Annotated in this window: 8 protein-coding genes; 5 read left to right on the top strand and 3 right to left on the bottom strand. The window is 61.0% G+C overall.

The window, feature by feature from the left end; translation table 11 throughout:
• Positions 1-309 precede the first annotated feature (309 nt).
• Entirely contained in the window at positions 310-16,845 is a 16,536-nt protein-coding gene (locus tag AB4O01_RS21040) for a LapA family giant adhesin (protein WP_460089416.1), read from the top strand.
• Positions 16,846-16,992: 147 nt separating this feature from the next.
• The gene (locus tag AB4O01_RS21035) at positions 16,993-17,331 is read left to right on the top strand and encodes a hypothetical protein (protein WP_007918987.1); all 339 of its coding nucleotides are present in this window, start codon (positions 16,993-16,995) and stop codon (positions 17,329-17,331) included.
• 587 nt (positions 17,332-17,918) lie between these two features.
• Here the strand turns inward: AB4O01_RS21035 and lapD are convergent.
• Together lapD and lapG are read right to left on the bottom strand one after the other, a co-directional pair.
• Positions 17,919-19,865, bottom strand: a complete 1,947-nt coding sequence (gene lapD, locus AB4O01_RS21030; RefSeq protein ID WP_320336049.1) for a cyclic di-GMP receptor LapD — start codon at positions 19,863-19,865, stop codon at positions 17,919-17,921.
• A 14-nt stretch (positions 19,866-19,879) separates the two neighbouring features.
• On the bottom strand, positions 19,880-20,572 hold the full coding sequence (gene lapG / locus AB4O01_RS21025) for a cysteine protease LapG (protein WP_095113878.1): 693 nt from the start codon (positions 20,570-20,572) through the stop codon (positions 19,880-19,882).
• Positions 20,573-20,769: 197 nt separating this feature from the next.
• Between lapG and AB4O01_RS21020 the strand changes: the two genes are divergently transcribed.
• Complete coding sequence (locus tag AB4O01_RS21020; RefSeq protein WP_093442659.1) at positions 20,770-21,480, top strand: GntR family transcriptional regulator; 711 nt, start codon at positions 20,770-20,772, stop codon at positions 21,478-21,480.
• A gap of 430 nt (positions 21,481-21,910) precedes the next feature.
• On the opposite strand, the gene AB4O01_RS21015 is transcribed toward AB4O01_RS21020, so the two are convergent.
• A complete protein-coding gene (locus AB4O01_RS21015) occupies positions 21,911-22,081 on the bottom strand; it encodes a hypothetical protein (protein WP_460089415.1) in 171 nt (56 codons plus the stop codon).
• 144 nt (positions 22,082-22,225) lie between these two features.
• Between AB4O01_RS21015 and AB4O01_RS21010 the strand changes: the two genes are divergently transcribed.
• On the top strand, positions 22,226-23,002 hold the full coding sequence (locus tag AB4O01_RS21010; protein ID WP_093442663.1) for a DUF3050 domain-containing protein: 777 nt from the start codon (positions 22,226-22,228) through the stop codon (positions 23,000-23,002).
• Complete coding sequence (locus AB4O01_RS21005; RefSeq protein WP_460089413.1) at positions 22,999-23,928, top strand: diiron oxygenase; 930 nt, start codon at positions 22,999-23,001, stop codon at positions 23,926-23,928. The genes AB4O01_RS21010 and AB4O01_RS21005 overlap by 4 nt, the downstream gene beginning before the upstream one ends.

Raw genomic sequence — 23,928 nt, 5'->3', positions numbered from 1 at the left:
CTGCGTCGGATGATGGCAACCAGATTGACCGTATGTCGGAAAGTTCAAAACAGGAACTGGATCACACGCTAAAGGACAGGTCGCCGCGGAAATATCAATGTGACATTAGTGGGGCGATTGTTTAGGATGGCACCCAGAAGGTCAATAGTTTGGCATAAAGTTAATAGCGAAAGAATATAGCCAAATTATTGACGATTAGATGCGTCAAACTTGATTCGCAAAATTTAAAAGTACGTCCAGACTGAGTCGGCGCTAAAAGCCATCAGGTTTATGGAAGTCAACTGAACGTGACACCCCGGAGAGTCTTCAATGAGCAGTGTTGTTGCCATCGTCAAAAGCATTGTCGGTCAGGTAGTTGCAGTCTCCCCTGAGGGTGTACGTCGCGTACTCGTTGAAGGCGATCGCCTGTTCGTGGGTGACCAGATCGACACCGGCCTCTCCGGCGCCGTGTCGCTTGAGTTGGCTGATGGCCGCACCCTCGATCTGGGCCGTGAAACCCAGTGGAGCGCCAACGCGCCTGACTCCAGCACTGACCTGGCCGAAGCCACTGCGCAGGCAGCGCCGTCGGTAGCCGAACTGCAGCAAGCCATCGCCGCCGGTGTCGACCCGACCACCGCGCTGGACGCCACTGCTGCCGGCCCGAGTGCCGCAGGCACGGGCGGTGCCGCCGGTGGTGGTCACAGCTTCGTCATGCTCGACGCCACCGCTGGCCGCGTTGACCCGACCATTGGTTTCCCGACTGCAGGCATCAACGCGGGCGGACAAGCCGCGCAAAACATCACCGGCGGCCAGACCACCGACACCACCACCAACGCCTTGCGTGATTCGACCCTGAGCCTCAGCGCCACGCCATCCATCACCGAAGCCGGCGGCGTGCTGGTGTACACCGCGACCCTGACCCAGGCGCCGCTGACCGACCTGACCATCACCCTGTCCAACGGCGCGGTGATTGTGATTCCGGCAGGCGCAACCACTGGCACCGTCAATGTGCCGCTGGCGCCGAACGACACCGTTTACAACGACCCGACCCAGATCGACGTGACCGTCACCGGCACCACCGGCGGCAATGGCATCACCGTGACCACGCCAACCACTCCGGCCACGACCCAGGTCACTGACACCATCGACACCACCACCGTCACCCTGACGGCTGGGCCGAGTGTCACCGAAGGCGGGCAGATCACTTACACCGCGACCCTGACCAACCCGGCGCAAACCCCGGTGACCGTCACCCTGTCGAACGGCTCGACCATCACCATCGGCGCCGGCCAGACCACCGGCACGGTCAACGTGCCGACCCCGGCCAACGACGTCTATAACAACGGCAGCACTGTCACCACGACGATTACCGGTGCGACTGGCGGCAACTTCGAAAACCTGGTGCCGAACCCGACGCCAGCGGTGACCACCATCACCGATTCGATCGACACCACTAATCTGACCCTGACTGCCACCGGCACAGTGGTCGAAGGCGGCCAGATCACCTACACCGCGACTCTGACCAACCCGGCGCAAACCCCGGTAACGGTCACCCTGTCGAACGGTTCGACCATCACCATTGAGGCTGGGCAGACCACCGGCACCGTCAACGTGCCGACGGCGGCCAATGACGTCTACAACAATGGCGGCACCGTCAGCACCACCATTACCGGCGCCACTGGCGGCAATTTTGAAAGCCTGGTGCCGAACACTACGCCTGCGACCACCACCGTTACCGATTCGATCGACACCACCAGCGTGAGCCTTACCGCCACCGGTACGGTCGTCGAAGGCGGCCAGATCACTTACACCGCGACGCTGACCAATGCTGCGCAGACTCCGGTGACGATCACCCTGTCGAACGGCTCTACCATCACCATTGACGCCGGCCAGACCACCGGCACCGTCAACGTGCCGACTGCGGCCAACGACGTTTACAACAATGGCAGCACCGTCAGCACCACCATCACCGGTACTACCGGCGGCAACTTCGAAAATCTGGTGCCGAACACGACGCCAGCGACCACCACCATTACCGACTCGATCGACGACACCAACCTGTCGCTGACGGCAACCGGGACCGTGGCCGAAGGTGGTTCGATTGTTTACACCGCGACCCTGACCAATCCTGCCGGCACCCCAGTCACCGTGACCCTGAGCAATGGCTCGGTGATCACCATCGAGGCAGGCAAAACCACTGGCACCGTGACCGTTCCGGCGCCAGCCGATGACGTCTATAAAGACGCCGGCAAAGTTGAAGTGACCATCAAGGACGCTTCCGGCGGCAACTTCGAGAACCTGGTGCCAAGCACCGCTCCAGCCGTGACCGAAGTGACCGACACCATCGACACGTCGACCGTGAAACTGACGGCTGACACCTCGGTGGCTGAAGGCGGCACCGTCACTTACACCGCCACCGTCGGTGCGCCGGTGACTGGCTCGCCAGTGATCGTGACCCTGGCCAACGGTCAGAACATCACCATCGAAGTCGGCAAAACCAGCGGCACCGTGACCACCACTGCCCCTAACGATGCGTTGACCGGCAATGCGCCGCTGACCAACTCGATCACCGGTGTTTCCGGTGGTAATTACGAAGATCTGGTTGCCGACAAGACCCCGGTATCGACCACTGTTACCGATGTCGCCGACACCACCGACCTGTCGCTGAGCGCCACCGGTTCCGTGGCCGAGGGTGGTTCGATCGTTTACACCGCGACGCTGACCAATCCGGCCGGCACGCCCGTTACCGTGACCCTGAGCAACGGTTCGGTGATCACCATCGACGCGGGTAAAACCACTGGCACCGTGACTGTTCCGGCGCCAGCTGATGACGTTTACAAAGACGCCGGCAAAGTCGAAGTCACCATCAAGGATGTGTCTGGCGGTAATTTCGAGAACCTGGTCCCGAGCACCACGCCAGCCGTTACCGAAGTGACTGATACCATCGACACGTCGACCGTAAAGCTGACGGCTGACACCTCGGTCGCTGAAGGCGGCACCGTCACTTACACCGCCACTGTCGGCGCGCCGGTGACCGGCTCGCCCGTGGTCGTGACCCTGGCCAACGGCCAGAACATCACCATTGAAGTCGGCAAAACCAGCGGCACCGTGACCACCACTGCGCCAAACGATGCACTGACTGGCCAGGCTCCGCTGACCAACGCGATCACCGACGTTTCCGGCGGCAATTACGAAAACCTCGTGGCCGACAAAACCCCCGTCAGCACCACCGTCACCGACACCACTGACACCACCGACCTGACGCTGAGTGCGACGGGCACCGTGGCTGAAGGCGGCCAGATCACTTACACCGCGATCCTGACCAATGCCGCAGGTTCGCCTGTTACCGTGACCCTGTCGAACGGCTCGGTGATCACCATCGAGGCCGGCAAAACCACTGGCACCGTGACCGTTCCAGCGCCAGCCGATGACGTCTACAAAGACGCCGGCAAAGTCGAAGTCACGATCAAGGACGCGACTGGCGGCAACTTCGAGAACCTGGTGCCAAGCACCGTTCCTGCCGTCACCGACGTGACCGATACCGTTGATACCTCGACGGTGAAACTGACCGCCACCGAGACGGCCGCTGAAGGTGGCACCGTCACCTATACCGCCACTATCGGTGCTCCAGTGACCGGTTCGCCTGTGGTCGTGACTCTGGCGAATGGTCAGAACATCACCATTGAAGTCGGCAAAACCACCGGCACCGTGACCACCACTGCACCAAACGATGCGCTGACTGGCCACGCGCCGATCACCAACGCGATCACAGGCGTGAGCGGCGGCAACTACGAAGATCTCGTTGCCGACAAAACGCCGGTCAGCACCACGGTCACCGACACCACTGACACCACCAACCTGACCCTGAGCGCGACGGGCACCGTGACTGAAGGCGGCCAGATCACTTACACCGCGACCCTGACCAATGCCGCAGGTTCGCCTGTTACCGTGACCCTGTCGAACGGCTCGGTGATCACCATCGAGACTGGCAAAACCACTGGCACCGTGACCGTTCCGGCGCCCGTCGATGACGTCTACAAAGACGCCGGCAAAGTCGAAGTCACCATCAAGGACGCGACTGGCGGCAACTTCGAGAACCTGGTGCCAAGCACCGTTCCGGCTGTCACTGACGTAACCGATACCATCGACACCTCGACGGTCAAACTGACCGCCACCGAGACTGCCGCTGAAGGTGGCACCGTCACTTACACCGCCACTGTTGGCGCACCGGTGACCGGTTCGCCGGTGGTCGTGACTCTGGCCAATGGTCAGAACATCACTATTGAAGTCGGCAAAACCACCGGCACCGTGACTACCACTGCACCAAACGATGCGCTGACTGGCCACACGCCGCTGACCAACGCGATTACTGATGTGAGCGGTGGTAACTACGAGAACCTCGTTGCCGACAAGACCCCGGTTTCGACCACTGTTACTGACACTGTCGACACCACCAACCTGTCGCTGACTGCGACCGACACCGTGGCTGAAGGCGGTTCGATCGTTTACACCGCAACACTGACCAATCCGGCCGGCACGCCAGTCACCGTTACCCTGTCCAACGGCGCCGTGATCACCATTGAGGCGGGTAAAACCACTGGCACCGTCACCGTCGCTGCGCCCGCCGATGACGTCTATAAAGACGCCGGCAAAGTTGAAGTCACGATCAAGGACGCCACTGGCGGCAACTTCGAGAACCTCGTTCCGAGCACCAACCCAGCCGTTACCGACGTCTCTGACACCATCGACACTTCGACGGTCAAACTGACCGCTACCGAGTCCGCGGCTGAAGGTGGCACTGTCACCTACACCGCCACGGTCGGTGCGCCAGTCACTGGCTCGCCAGTTGTGGTGACCCTGGCCAACGGCCAGAACATCACCATCGAAGTGGGTAAAACCAGCGGCACCGTGACCACCACCGCGCCAAACGATGCGTTGACTGGCCACGCTCCACTGACCAACGCGATCACCGACGTTTCCGGCGGCAATTACGAAAACCTCGTGGCCGACAAAACTCCGGTCAGCACCACCGTCACCGACACCACTGACACCACCGACCTGACGCTGAGCGCGACCGGCACCGTGGCTGAAGGCGGTTCAATTGTTTACACCGCGACCCTGACCAATCCGGCCGGCACGCCAGTGACCGTGACCCTGAGCAACGGTTCGGTGATCACCATCGAAGCGGGCAAAACCACCGGCACCGTGACCGTTGCAGCGCCTGCCGATGACGTCTACAAGGACGCCGGCAAAGTCGAAGTGACCATCAAGGACGCCACTGGCGGCAACTTCGAGAATCTGGTCCCGAGCACCACGCCAGCCGTGACCGACGTCACTGACACCATCGACACCTCGACCGTGAAACTGACGGCCGACACCACTGTGGCCGAAGGTGGCACCGTCACCTACACCGCCACTGTTGGCGCGCCGGTCACCGGTTCGCCGGTAGTGGTGACCCTGGCCAACGGCCAGAACATCACCATCGAAGTCGGCAAGACCACCGGCACCGTGACCTTCACCGCGCCGAACGATGCACTGACCGGTCAGGCGTCGCTGGGTAATTCGATCACGGGTGTAAGCGGCGGTAACTACGAAAACCTGGTGGCCGACAAGACCCCGGTTTCGACCACGGTCACTGACACCATCGACACCACTGACCTGTCGCTCAGCGCCACCAACTCGGTCGCCGAGGGCGGCTCGATCATCTACACCGCGACGCTGACCAACCCGGCTGGCTCGCCGGTGACTGTGAACCTGTCGAACGGCTCGACCATCACCATCGAGGCCGGTAAAACCACCGGCACCGTGACTGTCGCTGCGCCAGCCGATGACGTCTACAAAGACGCCGGCAAAGTCGAAGTCACCATCAAGGATGTGTCTGGCGGTAATTTCGAGAACCTGGTCCCGAGCACCACGCCAGCCGTTACCGAAGTGACTGATACCATCGACACTACCACCGTCAAACTGACCGCCACCGAGTCAGCGGCTGAAGGTGGCACCGTTACTTACACCGCCACCGTAGGCGCTCCAGTCACCGGTTCGCCGGTCGTCGTGACCCTGGCCAACGGCCAGAACATCACCATCGAAATCGGCAAAACCACCGGCACCGTGACCACCACTGCGCCGAACGATGCGTTGAACGGCCACACCCCGCTGACCAATGCGATCACTGACGTAAGCGGCGGTAACTACGAGAATCTGGTTGCCGACAAGACTCCGGTTTCGACCACTGTTACTGACACTGTCGACACCACCAACCTGTCGCTGACTGCGACCGACACCGTGGCTGAAGGCGGTTCGATCGTTTACACCGCAACACTGACCAATCCGGCCGGCACGCCAGTCACCGTTACCCTGTCCAACGGCGCCGTGATCACCATTGAGGCGGGTAAAACCACTGGCACCGTCACCGTCGCTGCGCCCGCCGATGACGTCTATAAAGACGCCGGCAAAGTTGAAGTCACGATCAAGGACGCCACTGGCGGCAACTTCGAGAACCTCGTTCCGAGCACCAACCCAGCCGTTACCGACGTCTCTGACACCATCGACACTTCGACGGTCAAACTGACCGCCACCGAGTCGGCGGCTGAAGGTGGCACCGTCACCTACACCGCCACGGTCGGTGCACCGGTGACCGGTTCGCCGGTTGTGGTGACCCTGGCCAACGGTCAGAACATCACCATCGAAGTGGGTAAAACCACCGGCACCGTGACCACCACCGCGCCAAACGATGCGTTGACTGGCCACGCTCCACTGACCAACGCGATCACCGACGTTTCCGGCGGCAATTACGAAAACCTCGTGGCTGACAAAACCCCGGTCAGCACCACCGTCACCGACACCGTCGACACCACCAACCTGTCGCTGACCGCGACCGGTTCGGTGAACGAAGGCGGCCAGATCACCTACACCGCGACCCTGACCAACGCCGCTGGTTCGCCAGTCACCGTGACTCTGTCGAACGGTGCCGTGATCACCATCGACGCCGGCAAAACCACCGGCACCGTCACCGTCGACGCGCCGAAAGATGACGTCTACAAAGATGCCGGTACCGTTGAAGCGACCATCAAGGGCGCGACCGGTGGCGACTTCGAAAACCTCGTCACCAGCACTACTCCGGCCGTCACCACCGTCAACGACACCATCGACACCTCCACCGTGTCGCTGACCGCCACGGCGAACGTCGCTGAAGGCGAAACCGTGGTCTACACCGCGACCGTGACCGCGCCAGTGACTGGCTCACCGGTTGTCCTGACCCTGTCCAACGGCCAGACCATTACCATCGCTGTCGGTGAAACCACCGGTTCGGTGAACTTCGTTGCACCGAACAGCCCACTGGCTGGTGGCAGCTCGCTGAGCGTAACCATCGACGGCGCTACCGGTGGCAACTACGAAAAACTCGCGGTCGACGGCAAGTCCGCCGACACCGCGGTTTCGGACACCACCGACACCACCAACCTGAACCTGACCGCAACCGATTCGGTGGCTGAAGGCGGTTCGATCGTTTACACCGCGACGCTGACCAACCCGGCCGGCACCCCGGTGACCGTGACCCTGTCGAACGGTTCGGTGATCATTATCGAAGCCGGCAAAACCACCGGCACCGTAACCGTTCCAGCGCCTGCCGATGACGTCTACAAAGACGCCGGCAAGGTCGAAGTGACGATCAAGGATGCAACGGGCGGTAACTTCGAAAATCTGGTGCCGAGCACTGTGCCGGCCGTGACCAACGTCACCGATACCATCGACACCACCACCGTCAAGCTCACCGCGACCGAGTCGGCGGCTGAGGGTGGCAGCGTGACTTACACCGCAACCGTCGGCGCGCCAGTGACCGGTTCCCCTGTGGTCGTGACCCTGGCTAACGGTCAGACCATCACCATTGGTGTTGGCCAGACCACCGGCACCGCGACCACCACCGCACCGAACGATGCATTGACCGGCCACACGCCGCTGACCAATGCGATCACTGAGGTGAGCGGTGGTAACTTCGAAAATCTGGTTGCCGACAAGACACCGGTTTCGACCAATGTCACCGACACTGTCGACACCACTAACCTGTCGCTCAGCGCCACGGGTTCTGTGGCCGAGGGTGGTTCGATTGTTTACACCGCAACCCTGACCAACGCTGCAGGCTCGCCAGTCACGGTGACCCTGTCGAACGGCGCGGTAATCACCATCGAAGCCGGCAAAACCAGCGGCACCGTGACAGTTCCAGCTCCGGCTGACGACGTCTACAAAGACGCCGGAAAAGTCGAAGCGACGATTTCGACCGCTACCGGTGGCAACTTCGAAAACCTGGTGCCGAGCACTGTTCCAGCCGTCACCGAAGTGACTGACACCATCGACACCTCGACCGTGAAACTGACGGCGACCGAGACCGCCGCTGAAGGGGGCACCGTCACTTACACCGCGACAGTCGGGGCGCCTGTGACAGGCTCGCCGGTTGTGGTGACCCTGGCCAACGGTCAGAACATCACTATCGAAGTCGGCAAAACCACCGGCACCGTAACCTTCACCGCACCGAACGATGCCCTGACCGGCCACGCGCCGATCACCAACGCGATCACCGGTGTCACTGGCGGCAACTACGAAAATCTGGTTGCCGACAAGACCCCGGTTTCGACCACGGTCACCGACACCGTCGACACCACCAACCTGTCGCTCAGTGCGACCGGTTCTGTGGCCGAAGGCGGTTCGATCATCTATACCGCGACATTGACCAACGCTGCTGGCTCGCCAGTGACCGTGACCCTGTCGAACGGCGCGGTGATTACCATCGACGCCGGCAAAACCAGCGGCACCGTGTCCGTTCCAGCGCCAGCCGACGACGTCTACAAAGACGCCGGCAAGGTTGAAGCGACGATCTCCACCGCTACCGGTGGCAACTTCGAAAACCTGGTGCCGAGCACGACGCCGGCCGTGACCGAAGTCACCGACACCATCGACACCTCGACCGTCAAACTGACCGCCGATACGTCCGTGGCTGAAGGCGGCACCGTCACTTACACCGCCACTGTGGGCGCTCCAGTAACCGGTTCGCCGGTCACCGTGACCCTGGCTAACGGCCAGAACATCACCATCGAAGTCGGCAAAACCACCGGTACCGTGACCTTCACCGCACCAAATGATGCGTTGACCGGCCATGCGCCACTGACCAACTCGATCACCAACGTGACCGGCGGCAACTACGAAAACCTTGTTGCCGACAAAACTCCGGTCAGCACCACCGTGACCGACACCGTCGACACCACTAACCTGTCGCTCAGCGCCACAGGGACAGTGGCCGAGGGTGGTTCGATTGTTTACACCGCAACGCTGACCAACGCGGCTGGCTCGCCAGTGACCGTGACCCTGTCCAACGGCGCCGTGATCACCATCGACGCCGGCAAAACCACTGGCACCGTGACCGTTCCAGCCCCGGCCGACGACGTCTACAAAGATGCCGGCACCGTGCAGGCGACGATCAGCAACGCCACCGGTGGCAACTTCGAAAATCTGGTGCCGAGCACGACGCCAGCCGTGACCAGCGTCACCGACACCATCGACACCACCACCGTCAAACTCACGGCCACCGAGTCGGCGGCTGAAGGCGGCAATGTTGTCTACACCGCGACTGTCGGCGCACCGGTTACCGGCTCGCCAGTTGTCGTGACGTTGGCCAATGGTCAAACCATCACCATCGGTGTTGGCCAGACTACGGGCACCGCAACCACCGCTGCGCCAAACGATGCATTGACCGGTCATGCGCCGCTGACCAACTCGATCACCAACGTGACCGGCGGAAACTACGAAAATCTCGTGGCCGACAAGACGCCAGTCAGCACCAACGTGACCGATACCGTCGACACCACCAACCTGTCGCTGAGCGCGACCGGTACCGTGGCCGAGGGTGGTTCGATTGTTTACACCGCAACGCTGACCAACGCTGCTGGCTCGCCAGTGACCGTGACGCTGTCGAACGGCGCAGTGATCACCATCGACGCCGGCAAAACCACTGGCACCGTGACCGTTCCAGCCCCGGCCGACGACGTCTACAAAGATGCGGGCACCGTGCAGGCGACCATCAGCACCGCCACCGGTGGCAACTTCGAAAATCTGGTGCCTAGCACTACGCCGGCCGTGACCGAAGTCACCGATACCATCGACACCACCACCGTCAAACTCACGGCCACCGAGTCGGCGGCTGAAGGCGGCAATGTTGTCTACACCGCGACTGTCGGCGCACCGGTTACCGGCTCGCCAGTTGTCGTGACGTTGGCCAATGGTCAAACCATCACCATCGGTGTTGGCCAGACTACGGGCACCGCAACCACCGCTGCGCCAAACGATGCATTGACCGGTCATGCGCCGCTGACCAACTCGATCACCAACGTGACCGGCGGAAACTACGAAAATCTCGTGGCCGACAAGACGCCCGTCAGCACCAACGTGACCGACACCGTCGACACCACCAATCTGTCGCTGAGCGCGACCGGTACCGTGGCCGAGGGTGGTTCGATTGTTTACACCGCAACGCTGACCAACGCTGCTGGCTCGCCAGTGACCGTGACCCTGTCGAACGGCGCGGTGATTACCATCGACGCCGGCAAAACCACTGGCACCGTGACCGTTCCAGCCCCGGCCGACGACGTCTACAAAGACGCCGGCAAGGTTGAAGCGACGATCTCCACCGCTACCGGTGGCAACTTCGAAAACCTGGTGCCGAGCACGACGCCGGCCGTGACCGAAGTCACCGATACCATCGACACCACCACCGTCAAACTGACAGCGACAGAGTCGGCAGCTGAAGGTGGCAACGTCACCTACACCGCGACTGTCGGCGCGCCAGTCACCGGCTCGCCGGTTGTCGTTACCCTGGCCAACGGTCAGACGATTACCATCGGCGTCGGCCAGACCACTGGCACCGCGACCACTACCGCGCCAAACGACGCACTGACTGGCCACGCACCGCTGACCAACTCGATCACCAATGTCACTGGCGGCAACTACGAGAACCTGGTGGCCGACAAGACCCCGGTTTCGACCAATGTCACCGACACTGTCGACACCACCAACCTGTCGCTGAGCGCGACCGGTAGCGTGGCCGAGGGTGGCTCGATTGTTTACACCGCAACGCTGACCAACGCCGCTGGCTCGCCAGTCACCGTGACACTGAGCAACGGCGCCGTGATCACCATCGACGCCGGTAAAACCACTGGCACCGTGACCGTTCCAGCCCCGGCCGACGACGTCTACAAAGATGCCGGCACCGTGCAGGCGACGATCAGCAACGCCACCGGTGGCAACTTCGAAAATCTGGTGCCGAGCACGACGCCAGCCGTGACCAGCGTCACCGACACCATCGACACCACCACCGTCAAACTCACGGCCACCGAGTCGGCGGCTGAAGGCGGCAATGTTGTCTACACCGCGACTGTCGGCGCACCGGTTACCGGCTCGCCAGTTGTCGTGACGTTGGCCAATGGTCAAACCATCACCATCGGTGTTGGCCAGACTACGGGCACCGCAACCACCGCTGCGCCAAACGATGCATTGACCGGTCATGCGCCGCTGACCAACTCGATCACCAACGTGACCGGCGGAAACTACGAAAATCTCGTGGCCGACAAGACGCCAGTCAGCACCAACGTGACCGATACCGTCGACACCACCAACCTGTCGCTGAGCGCGACCGGTACCGTGGCCGAGGGTGGTTCGATTGTTTACACCGCAACGCTGACCAACGCTGCTGGCTCGCCAGTGACCGTGACGCTGTCGAACGGCGCAGTGATCACCATCGACGCCGGCAAAACCACTGGCACCGTGACCGTTCCAGCCCCGGCCGACGACGTCTACAAAGATGCGGGCACCGTGCAGGCGACCATCAGCACCGCCACCGGTGGCAACTTCGAAAATCTGGTGCCTAGCACTACGCCGGCCGTGACCAGCGTTACCGACACGATCGACACCACCACTGTCAAACTGACAGCAACAGAGTCGACAGCTGAGGGTGGCAACGTCACGTACACCGCCACTGTTGGTGCTCCGGTCACTGGTTCGCCAGTTGTGGTGACCCTGGCCAACGGTCAGACGATTACCATCGGCGTGGGACAGACCACCGGCACCGCGACCACCGCAGCGCCAAACGATGCATTGACCGGTCATGCGCCACTGACCAACTCGATCACCAACGTGACCGGCGGAAACTACGAAAATCTCGTGGCCGACAAGACGCCAGTCAGCACCAACGTGACCGACACTGTCGACACGACCAATCTGTCGCTCAGTGCTACCAATTCGGTCGCTGAAGGCGGTTCGATTGTTTACACCGCGACCCTGACCAACGCCGCTGGCTCGCCAGTGACCGTGACGCTGAGCAACGGCGCCGTGATCACCATCGACGCCGGTAAAACCACCGGCACCGTGACCGTTCCAGCCCCGGCTGACGACGTCTACAAAGATGCCGGCACCGTGCAGGCGACCATCAGCACCGCCACCGGTGGCAACTTCGAAAACCTCGTGCCAAGTACCACGCCGGCAATCACCAGCGTCACCGACACCATCGACACCACCACTGTGAAACTGACAGCTACCAGCACAGCGGCAGAGGGCGGCAACGTCGTCTACACCGCGACCGTCGGTGCTCCGGTGACCGGTTCGCCTGTGGTTGTAACGCTGGCCAACGGTCAGACCATTACCATCGGCGTCGGCCAGACCACTGGCACCGCGACCACTACCGCGCCAAACGACGCACTGACTGGTCACGCACCGCTGACCAACTCGATCACCAACGTCACGGGCGGCAACTACGAGAACCTGGTCGCCGACAAGACTCCGGTTTCGACTACCGTCACTGACACCGTCGACACCACCAACCTGTCGCTGTCCGCGACCGGCACCGTGGCCGAAGGTGGCCAGATCACCTACACCGCGACCCTGACCAACGCCGCTGGCTCGCCAGTCACCGTGACCCTCAGCAACGGTTCGGTGATCACCATCGACGCCGGCAAAACCACTGGCACCGTGACCGTTCCGGCTCCGGCCGATGACGTCTACAAAGACGCCGGCACCGTGCAGGCGACCATCACCGGCACCAGCGGCGGCAGCTTCGAAAATCTGGTGACCAGCAACACGCCAGCCGTGACCAACGTCACCGACACGGTCGATACCACCACGGTCAGCATCACTGGCAGCAGCTCGGTGACCGAAGGCCAGACCGCCAGCTACACGGTCAGCCTGAACCACCCGGCGCAAACCGAAGTGACCCTGAAAATCGTCTACAGCGGCACCGCCGCCGACGGTTCGGACTTCACCGGCGTGTACACCGTGAAGATCCCGGCCGGTGCGAGCAGCGCGCAGTTCAACGTCGCGACCATCGATGACAAGATCACCGAAGGCACCGAGAACTTCGTGGTCAAGATCGATTCGGCCACTGGCGGCAACTTCGAGAACCTCGCGGTCAGCAGCACCAATGGCAGCGTCAGCACGTCGATCATCGACAACGACGCACCGCCGGTCATCGACCTGGATGCCAACAACTCCAGCGGCGCCACCGGTGCCGACTACAAGGTGACCTTCACCGAAAACACCCCGGGCGCTGGTGTGTCGATTGCCGACACCGATATCAGCATCACCGACCCGGACAGCACCATGCTCACCGGCGCCACTGTAGTCCTGACCAACCGTCAGGACGGCGATGCGCTGAACCTGGGCAACAGCGTCAACGGCATCACCATCAATGCCAACAGCACCAACGGCACCGTGACCCTGACCTTGTCGGGCAACGCGACGCTGGCTGATTACATGCAGGCCATCAAGAACATCAGCTTCACCAATAGCAGTGAAAACCCGAGCACCGTGCCGCGGATCATCACCGTGACCGTGACCGATGGCGGCAATTACTCCAACACCGCGACCACCACGGTCAACGTGGTGGCGGTCAACGACGCTCCGGTTGCTGCACCGAGCAATGTCACCGGCACCGAAGACACGCCGCTGGTACTCGGCTGGTCGACTTTCGGCGTAACTGACGTCGACAGCCCGGCCAACAGCCTCGGCATCAAAATTACCCAACTGCCGGGCGAAGGCAAACTGCAGTACCTGGACGGCTCGACCTGGAAGGACGTCGCCAACAACCAGACCTTCAGCAAGGCTGACATCGACGCGGGCAAGCTGCGCTTCCTGCCGGATGCCAACGAGTCGGGCGTCAACGGTTACGGCGGCAGCGGCCTGGGCAACAATCAGGCGGACTACGCGCAGATCAAGTTCCAGCCAACCGACGGTCAACTGCTGGGCAACACCGGCACCGTGAAGATCGACATCACCCCGGTAGCGGATGCGCCGACCGTGAGCGTGGCCGACAACAGCGTGAAGTCGACCGGTTTGATCAAAGAAGTCTGGACCGGTCTGTCAGGTCTGGGTACCGACGGTAGCGGTGCGAACTCGACCACCCTGAAAAACGTGATCGACGGTGCCGGCACCCCGAACAGCAGCGGCAACGTGACTAACGTGCAGTCGGACGGCAGTGTGGCCGCCGGCACCGCTTCGAAAACTTCGGGCCTGATCTACCTGGAAGCCGGCAAAACCTATTCCTTCAGTGGTGTTGCCGACGACAGCCTGCTGATCACCATTGGCGGCAAGAGCGTGGCTTCGGGTACCTGGGGCGCGGGCGGTGCGATCAGCGGTTCGTTCACCCCGACCACCAGCGGCTACTACACACTGGATATCTACCACCACAATCAGAGCGGCCCGGGCAGCTACGACGTCAACCTGTCGGTCAACGGCAGCACGCCGATCGACCTGAGCAGCGCTGGCGTACCGATCTACACCGGCGTGCAGGATCTGGTGAATTCGGGCGTGACCGTCTCCGATCTGCACGGCAGCAACGGCGAAGGCTATTACGACGGCTATAAACTCAACACCGGCGCCGAAGGCACCACGGTGAAACTGTCGGCAATCACCACCGCACTGACTGACACCGACGGCTCGGAAACCCTGAGCGTGAAGATCAGCGGCGCGCCAGTCGGCTCGGTGCTCAGCGATGGCGCGGGCCATACCTTCACCGTCACCGCCAGCAGCGGCGACGCCAACGTCACCGGCTGGAACCTCGGCAGCCTGACCGTGACCCCGCCGCCGTACTACAACGGCCAGTTCAACCTGACCGTGACCTCGACCTCCACCGAGATGGTCGGCGGCTCGGCCAGCAGCACCGCGACCATTCCGGTCACCGTGGTGCCGGCGGTCTACAACGCCATTGTCGCGACTTCGGGTGACGACACCTTCAGCGGCACCGATGGCAACGACATCATGGTCGCCGACATCGGTGGTCTGACCGTGGTGCCGGGCACCAACTACAACATCGCGTTCATGGTCGACAGCTCTGGCAGCATGACCGCGTCGTCGCTCAACGCGGCCAAAGACTCGCTGACATCGGTGTTCAACACCCTCAAGCAGAGCCTGGGCGGCAGCAACTCAGGTACGGTGAACATCTTCCTGGTGGACTTCGATACCCAGGTCAACAAGTCGGTGTCGGTGAACCTCAATGACCCGAACGCGCTGACCAAGCTCAAAGCGGTACTGGACTCGATGGCGTCCGGCGGCGGCACCAACTATGAAGACGTGTTCAAGACCACGGCCAACTTCTTCCAGAGCGCGGAAGCCGTGGCCAACACCGGGGCGAAAAACCTCACGTACTTCATCACCGACGGCCAGCCGACCTACTACCAGACCGGCGAGTCGACCAACCCGTACCTGTACGGCAACAAAACCCTCGATAGCCTGATAACCACCACCAACTATAAGTTGGGGACAGCGGTCAGCCTGTACCCGGACAGCTCGCACCAGATTGATATCAGCGCGAACGGCTCGGTGACGGTCTGGACCAAATCGGGCGGCAATTGGTCGTATCAGAACTTCGGTACGCTGCACGCCCAGGGCGACGGCACCTATGAGTTCTCCGGCCTGGCGGGCAGCGGTAGCAGCACCGATTACTACACCACTACCAACTCCAACAGCAGCTTCACCTTGCTCAGCGGCCTGTCGAACGTCGAAGCCATCGGCCTCAACAGCGGCGTCAGCCTCAACGATCTGAAGCCGTACGATTCGGATAAAACGCCGCAGACCAACATCGATCCGAAGGATCTGGCCAACTCGATCATCGGCCACACAGAAGCGACGCTGCCGGGCAACGACACCGTCAGCGGTGGCGACGGCAACGACATCCTGTTCGGCGATCTGGTCAGCTTCAACGGCATTGCCGGCGAAGGTTATCAGGCGATGCAGGCGTTCGTTGCCAAGGAAACCGGGGGCGATGTCAGCAAAGTCACCACCAGCAACGTGCACCAGTACATCACCGAGCACTATCAGGCGTTCGATGTCTCCGGTGCGCATGACGGCAACGACACACTGCTGGGCGGCGCGGGCAATGACATCCTGTTCGGCTCGGGCGGCAACGACCTGCTCGATGGCGGCAAAGGCAATGACATCCTGCTCGGCGGCACCGGCAACGACACGCTGATCGGCGGTCAGGGTAATGACATTCTCATCGGTGGTTCGGGTGCCGACACCTTCGTCTGGAAGGCGGGCGACACCGGCAACGACGTGATCAAGGATTTCAACGCCAGCGAAGGTGACCGCATCGACTTGCGTGATCTGTTGCAGGGCGAGACCGGCAGCACCATCGACAACTTCCTGAAGATCACTACGGTCGACGGCACGTCGTCGCTGCAAGTCAGCTCGGCGGGCAAGTTCAACTCCGGCGACGCTGCGGCGGCAACCCCGGACGTGACGATCAAACTGGAAGGCAACAACTGGTCGAGCGCCAACATTCACAACCTGATTGCCGGCAGCGACCCGACCATCAAGGTCGACCACAACAACAGCTGATCGTGAACAAAACGGCCGCCCCGATGGGGCGGCCGTCACGTTTGTGCTGACCGGACCGGTGACGATCGCGTCGCCGCACCGCATACTCGCGCACAGTTGGCTATGCTGCTGACAGCATGACGCTGGTTCATTTCTGAGGGATGCTCAATGTTTTACGTGCAACGCGATGCGCAAGGTCTGTTGATTCGCGTGGAAGCCGCGGCCTACGCCGAGGCCACGGAAACGCTGCCGGCCGACAGCCATGAAATCCAGGCCTGGTTCGCCAATGAAGTGGTGGAAACCAGCCTGAAGCAGCTCAAGCAGAGCGACTTCGAAATGATTCGGGTACTCGACGACCTGATTCAGGTGCTGACCCAGAAGGGCGTGATCCGCGTCACCGACCTGCCGCCGGCGGCCCAGGCCAAACTGATGGACCGGACCCAGGCGCGTGAGGCGTTGGGCGGGTTGAGCCAGTTGATCGATGAGGATGAGGGCGGGTTGATCTGATCCACCCAGTATCAAAAGCCTACCCTCACCCCAGCCCTCTCCCGGTGGGAGAGGGAGCTGACCGAGGTGTCTGGCGCCATACATCGACCTGAGAAATCGAGTCGATTATGGATTCAGCGCAAATCGTTCACGTCAGCGTACTTCCCGAACATCCCCCAATCAGTCCCCGTGAGGGAGAGGGGCCGACCGAGGTGTCTGGCGCCATACATCGACCCGAGAAATCGAGTCGATTATGGATTCAGCGAAAATCGTTCACGTCAGCGTACTTCCCGAACATCCCCCAATCAGTCCCCGTGAGGGAGAGGGGCCGACCGAGGTGTCTGGCGCCATACATCGACCTGAGAATTCGAGTCGATTATGGATTCAGCGGACATCTTTCACGTCGGCGTACTTCCCGAATATCCCCCAATCAGTCCCCGTGAGGGAGAGGGGCTGACCGAGGTGTCTGGCGCCATACATCGACCTGAGAAATCGAGTCGTTTATGGATTCAGCGGAGCTCTTTCACGTCGGCGTATTACATCAATATCCCACGATCAGTCCCCTCTCCCTCTGGGAGAGGGCTAGGGTGAGGGTGGCTTTTGCAATCTCACCGCCAAGGCCGAGGCTCACCAAACAACCGCCCCTGAACCCCATACAAGCCCATCTCGCGAATCACCGACAACTCCCCTTCCGTCTCGACCCGCTCGGCAATCAGCGGCAGATCAATGCTGTGCGCCGCACGCTGAATCGCCTCGATAAACAGACGCTTGTCACTCTCCTGATCAATCGCACGAATGTAACTGCCATCGATCTTCAAGTACGCCAGCCCCAGCCGCGCCAGGTTGCCGATCATGCTGAAGCGCCCACCAAAGCGTTGCAGGCTCAGAGAGAAACCGAGTTCGCGCAGGCGCCGGGTCAACTGCTCCAGCACCGCTTGTTCGGGCAATTGCTCCTCGCCGATTTCCAGGGTCAAACGCTCGCCCAAGTTGGAATGCGCACGCAGAATCTCGAAGACTTTGTTCAACGCCTGCGGGTCAGCCAGAGTCGCCGAGGACAAATTCAGCGCCAGCGAATCTTCGTGCTCTTTCATTTGCTCCAGCACGCGTTCGAGCATCAGGCGGTCAAGCCGTGCAGTCCAGCCGAAGCGTTCCAGCCACGGCAGGAAGCGCCCGGCCGGGATGGTCTGGCCCTGATCATCGAGCAGGCGCGAGAGCACTTTGTAATGCAGCACCAGCTGCGTGTCTGCGGCGGCGACCACCGGCTGGAAATACAGCTCGAAACGCTGCTGACTCAAGGCCTGATCGAGCAAGCGATGCCAGGCATGGTGATCGTCGCCGACATCCGCCGTCAGGCTCTGATCGATGCACGCCCAATTCTGCTCGCCCTGACCTTCAGCTTGCGCCAGCGCCTGATCGCCGAGCGTCAGTACTTGTTGCGGTGAATCACCGTGGGTGAACGGCGCCAGGCCGATCGACGCCACGGCAGCCACATCGGTCGCCCCGGTGGCGTGCAGACTGCTCAAAGCGCTGTCGAGGTTCTGCGCCAGTTGCAGCGCTTCCTCACGAACCAGCCCCGGCGCCAGCACGGCAAACTCTCCGCCACGAATGCGGGTGACGAGGTTTTGGGTTTCCGGGTATTTGGCGCATTCGCGGGACAGTTGCTCGCCAACTGCTTTCAGCAGTTCATCGGTGCGCTGGCCACCGAGACGCTGATTGAGCCCCGCCAGATCCTTGACCCGCAACAGCAGCAGATAACCGGAACTGGCCTGCTCCGGGTTGCTCACCCGGTTGTGCAACTGCATTTCGAAATAGCGCCGGTTGGCAAGCCCCGTGAGATTGTCCTGATAGGACTCGGCGCGCAGCTTTTCACTGCGCTCGGCCTGCTCCTGAAACAGCGCCTTGAGCTTCTCGACCATCTGGTTCATCGCCTGCACCACACGGCGCAACTCAGGTGTGCGCGGCAGTTCCGGCAGGCTGAGGAATTCGCGACGGGCGATGGCGTGGGACTGCTTGACCATGTAATCCAGCGGCTTCAACTGCCGGCGCAGCAGCAGCGCGCCGAGCACGGCACTGATCGCCCCGCAGATCAGCAGCCAGCCAAGGCTGCCCAACGCGCTCTGCCACAATTTGGCCACAGCAAACATCGGATGGCTGACCACCTCGACTCGCGCCGCCTGCTCCCAGCCACGGCTGACCAGCGCGTCGCCACCGGCCGGCTCCAGGCCGATCAGCTTGACGAACCAGTCCGGCACATTGGTGACGGCCGGAATGCCGTTGCGCTCAACAATCGTCTGGTCAGTCTTCAGATCGACCACGCGGATGCTCGCGTAATAACCGCTGTCGAAAATCGAGCTGACCAGCAACTCGACCATGGCCGGATCGTCGATATTCGGCGTCAGCGACAACGCCAGCGCCGTCGCGGCGTCCTGGGCGTGGGAACGCAACTGGTTGACGTACTGGGTGCGCGAGCTTTCCAGACTGACCATGAAGCTGCCGGTGAAGGCGACCACCAGGAACAGACAGATAGCGATCAACAGCTGTTTGAACAAAGACATCTGAGCGCATGCTCCTAGTTAGTCGTTTCGACCGGGAAACCTTCGGCCTGCATTTTCTTCAACACATCCTGCCAGCGTGACAGGCGTTTGGTGTCACCGACCTTCTTGTTGCCCTTGGCGCCCGGCAGGTACAACCCTTCAGCATTAAAAGAGTAGACCGGCAGCAAATCGGTTCGCTGCGACGCCGGCTGGATCGGATCGATCAGGCTGTCGAGCACCAGCGGCATGGCATCGGGGGTGGCATAGTAAGTCAGGACCATGTGCGCGCGGTTCTGACGCAACGCCTTGACGTAGGTGATACGCAGCTTGTCACTGGAAACCCCAAGATGACGCAAGCTGAAATACTTGGCGATCGCATAGTCTTCGCAGTCGCCGGCGCCCTTCCACAGCGCCTCGATCGGCGTTTCCCAGTAATCGACCTCGTGCCACAGATCGATGTCCTCGACGTAGCGCACCTGTTTGTTGAAGAACAGGTTCACCACTTTGAGCTTTTCCATCTCGCTGACTTGTTTCTGCGTGGCCAACAGATTCTGCCAGGCATCAATGCGCTGCTGCCCGGCACCCAGCGGCCCGTAGAGTGCCGTGGCTTTGCGGCTGATCGTGGAAAAATCCCAATCGGCATGCAGACCGCCCAGCATGACGCCGGCCAGCAGCAGTGCGCAGCCTAGCCAGCGCAGAGTCCGGGGGATCGCGAAACGTACCGCCACAGCAGGTTTCCAGGGGGCAGGAAGGAAAGCGTTTGATGGTGAAGCTTAGCCCGACAAAAAACAATGGCACCATGAGATCATACTCGGCACGCTAAACTTCAGTTGGCACAGCGATGTTTTACAAGGTTTGACAACCCGTAGAGCAATCACTAGTGTCATTTGGATCCAAACCAGGCCGACATACAGGGTGCGTAGTCGTGACACAGAAGCCCAAACCGTTGCACAGCATTAAAGTCGATGGACCGATTCCTGCTCATCTGGCCCGTTCGGTGATCGAAGAAACCCTGCGCTCGGCAATCCTCGACGGTCGTCTGCCCTGTGGCACGGCGCTGCGCCAGCAGGATCTGGCCGACCTTTTCGGTGTCAGCCGCATGCCGGTGCGCGAAGCGTTGCGCCAGCTCGAAGCCCAAGAACTGCTGAGCGTTACTACGCATAAAGGTGCAGTGGTTGCGCCATTGATTCAGGGTGACGCGACCGAAACCTACGAGTTGCGCATCCTGCTCGAATCCGAAGCCATGCGGCAATCGATTCCGCTGCTGACCGCTGCCGACCACGCACGCGCAGCCGGGTACATCGAAGAGCTTGAGGCGCAACACGACTACACGGAAATCGGCCGGCTCAACCGTTTGTTCCACATGGCCCTGTACAGCAAGGCGCCCAACCAACGCTTACTGCGACTGGTTGAAGACGGGCTCAACGAAGAAGAGCGTTTTCTGCGCTTCAACCTTGAGGCCATGGGCCTGGGCAAATTGTCCCAGGACGATCACCGGGCGATGTTGCAAGCCGTGCAGGATCGCGACACTGAGCTGTCGATCAAACTCCTCGAGCAGCACCTCAATCGCGGTGTCGAAGTGATTACCCGTTATCTCGCTACCCCTGCCGCGCAAAACCGCCAAGCTGCGCGCTGAGCGCGCACTGCCCCGCGAATCACCCGCTTACAAATCCCCAAGCGATCCGCCAGCCCTCTGCTGGGCGGATCCACATGTCCGCTCTAACCTCCTTGCGCCGTTCAGTCCGATATTTGCACGTTGCCGCTGATGAATCGGTCATAGCCGTGGCGCAAATTTACCCGCACTCTTGAGCCGCCACCCCATAAAGAACGGGCGACGCGCCGCCCTGCCGGCGCAGTCCCCGCACCAGGAACCTACGGAAGGAGCCTTGCCACGGGAAAAAGGAAGTCATGGCGCGGGGTCACGGCCAACTTCCGCCCCTTTTAAATCATTCAATTCTTATTACTGGAAAGTTGCTTCGAGTGAGGCATTCACTCTTCTTGAGCAATTTTGGCCGTTATTCGCCGAAAGGAGCAACTACGCCCAAATAAAACTTTACCTGAAAGTTTTATTGGAACAACTCAACTTCAAAAAACAGCAAACTTAAAATAATTAAAAATATACTTGTTAAACACTTTGTCGGTGTATTAGTTTTTCTTCGCCAAGTTTGAACTTCACCCTTCACTTCGGCAGCAGCCCAATGCCTGCGGTACAGCAGCAGCGCTTGATGGGCAGACATGAAGCCATGTCAAAGGTATATCGATCCGCACTTACCTATCAGGAAGGAAGGCTGTCGTCCGTCGACAGGAAACAAGTAAGTCGTAGTTTCATTGATTGCGCAGTTGCAGAGCAGTTCCATTTAATATCAACGATAAAGGACATCATGATGCCCACTAAGCACCAACTCGCCCTGAAGAAAGCCGAACTTAGCATTCACCCGATCTTTGCCGAGATCACGTCGTTATCGGTGTTGCGTCGCTTCATGGAAACCCATGTATTTGCCGTGTGGGACTTCATGTCGCTGACCAAACGCCTGCAGCAGGAGCTGACCTGCACCCGACTACCGTGGTTGCCGCCGCGCGATCCTCTCGCCGCCCGACTGATCAACGAGATCGTTCTCGGCGAAGAGTCGGATAATCGCCTGGCCGAAGGGCATTACAGCCATTTTGAGCTGTACCTGGACGCAATGCGCGAAATCGGCGCGAGTACCCAAGCCGTGGAGCGCTTTGTCGCCCTGCAACAGGAAGGCGTGAGCTATGACGTCGCGCTGCAAAGCGTCGAGGTTGATCCGGCCGCCGCGCAGTTTGTCCGCGACACCTTGCGCACCGCCCTGCATGCACCGGGACACAGCGTGGCGGCGGCGTTTCTGCATGGTCGCGAGAGCGTGATCCCGACCATGTTCCAGCGCATTCTTGACGACTGGGGCATCGGTATCGAACAGGCGCCGACCTTTCGCTATTACCTGGAACGGCACATCGAGGTCGACTCCGAAGACCACGGCCCGGCGGCCGAACACCTGCTCGAGCGCCTGGTCAACGGCGACCCGCAACGTGAAGCCGAGGTCTACGCCAGCGCCATTGCCGCCGTGGAAAGCCGTATCGCCTTGTGGGACGGCCTGCGCGTAAGCATGCGCGAGCCGTTGGCAGAGGTGACCCAATGAACGCTGCTGACTATCAATCCTTTGCCGACGCCTGGGAGAATCGCGCGACCATCCGCACCCGCCCGCGACGCGTACTCGAAGACGACGAACGGCTGATCTACCCGCTCAGCCGTCAACCGCTGGTGCTCAGCGAAACCTTCCTGCGCGAGTGCCCGCAACAGCGTGATTTCGCCTTGGTGCAGACGCTGTACAAATTCATCAACGACGTGGTGATTTTCGAGACCGAGATCGTCGACAAGACCGCGCGCAGCATCGCCAAGAATCGCTTCGCCGTGGCCTTCCCGTTTGCCTGTCGTTACGACGCGATGACCGTGGTGGTGGACGAGGATTACCACGCCCTCGTGGCGATGGATTTTATGCAGCAAACCGTGGCGATGACCGGCATCGAACCGATTCAGCTCCCCGATGAAATCGAACTGAGCCGGGCGATTCCTGCGGCAGTAGCGCTGGCTCCAGAGCACCTGCGCAGCGCGGTCGAATTGATCTGCGTGGCCATCGCCGAAAACACCGTGACCGGTGATGTCGCGGCGTTCGCACGCGACGACACGGTCAAGCCGTCGATCAAAGGCCTGATGGCCGATCACTTGCTCGATGAAGGTCGCCATTCGAGTTTCTGGGCGCGGATGGTGCGCATCTATTGGCACACCGCCAACGCGGCGGATCGCGAAACCATCGCGCAGATTCTGCCGGTGTTCATCGGCCATTACCTGACCAACGACATCCAGAAAGCCTTCGACCTGCGCCTGATCGACGCACTGCCGGTCAGCGAGACTACGCGCCGTTCGCTCAGGGACGAGATGGCCGGGCTGGCATTCCCGATCAATCGCCATCACCCGCTGGTGGGCAACATCGTCAAGTTCTTCCACAACAGCTCGCTGCTCGATGCGCCCTGCGTGCAGCACGCGCTGCGCGACTATCTGGTTTGA

It is taken from the genome of Pseudomonas sp. S2_E02, from assembly GCF_054668355.1.
Note: the sequence above shows the minus strand (reverse complement) of the source record. Positions and strands in the feature narration are given on the sequence as shown.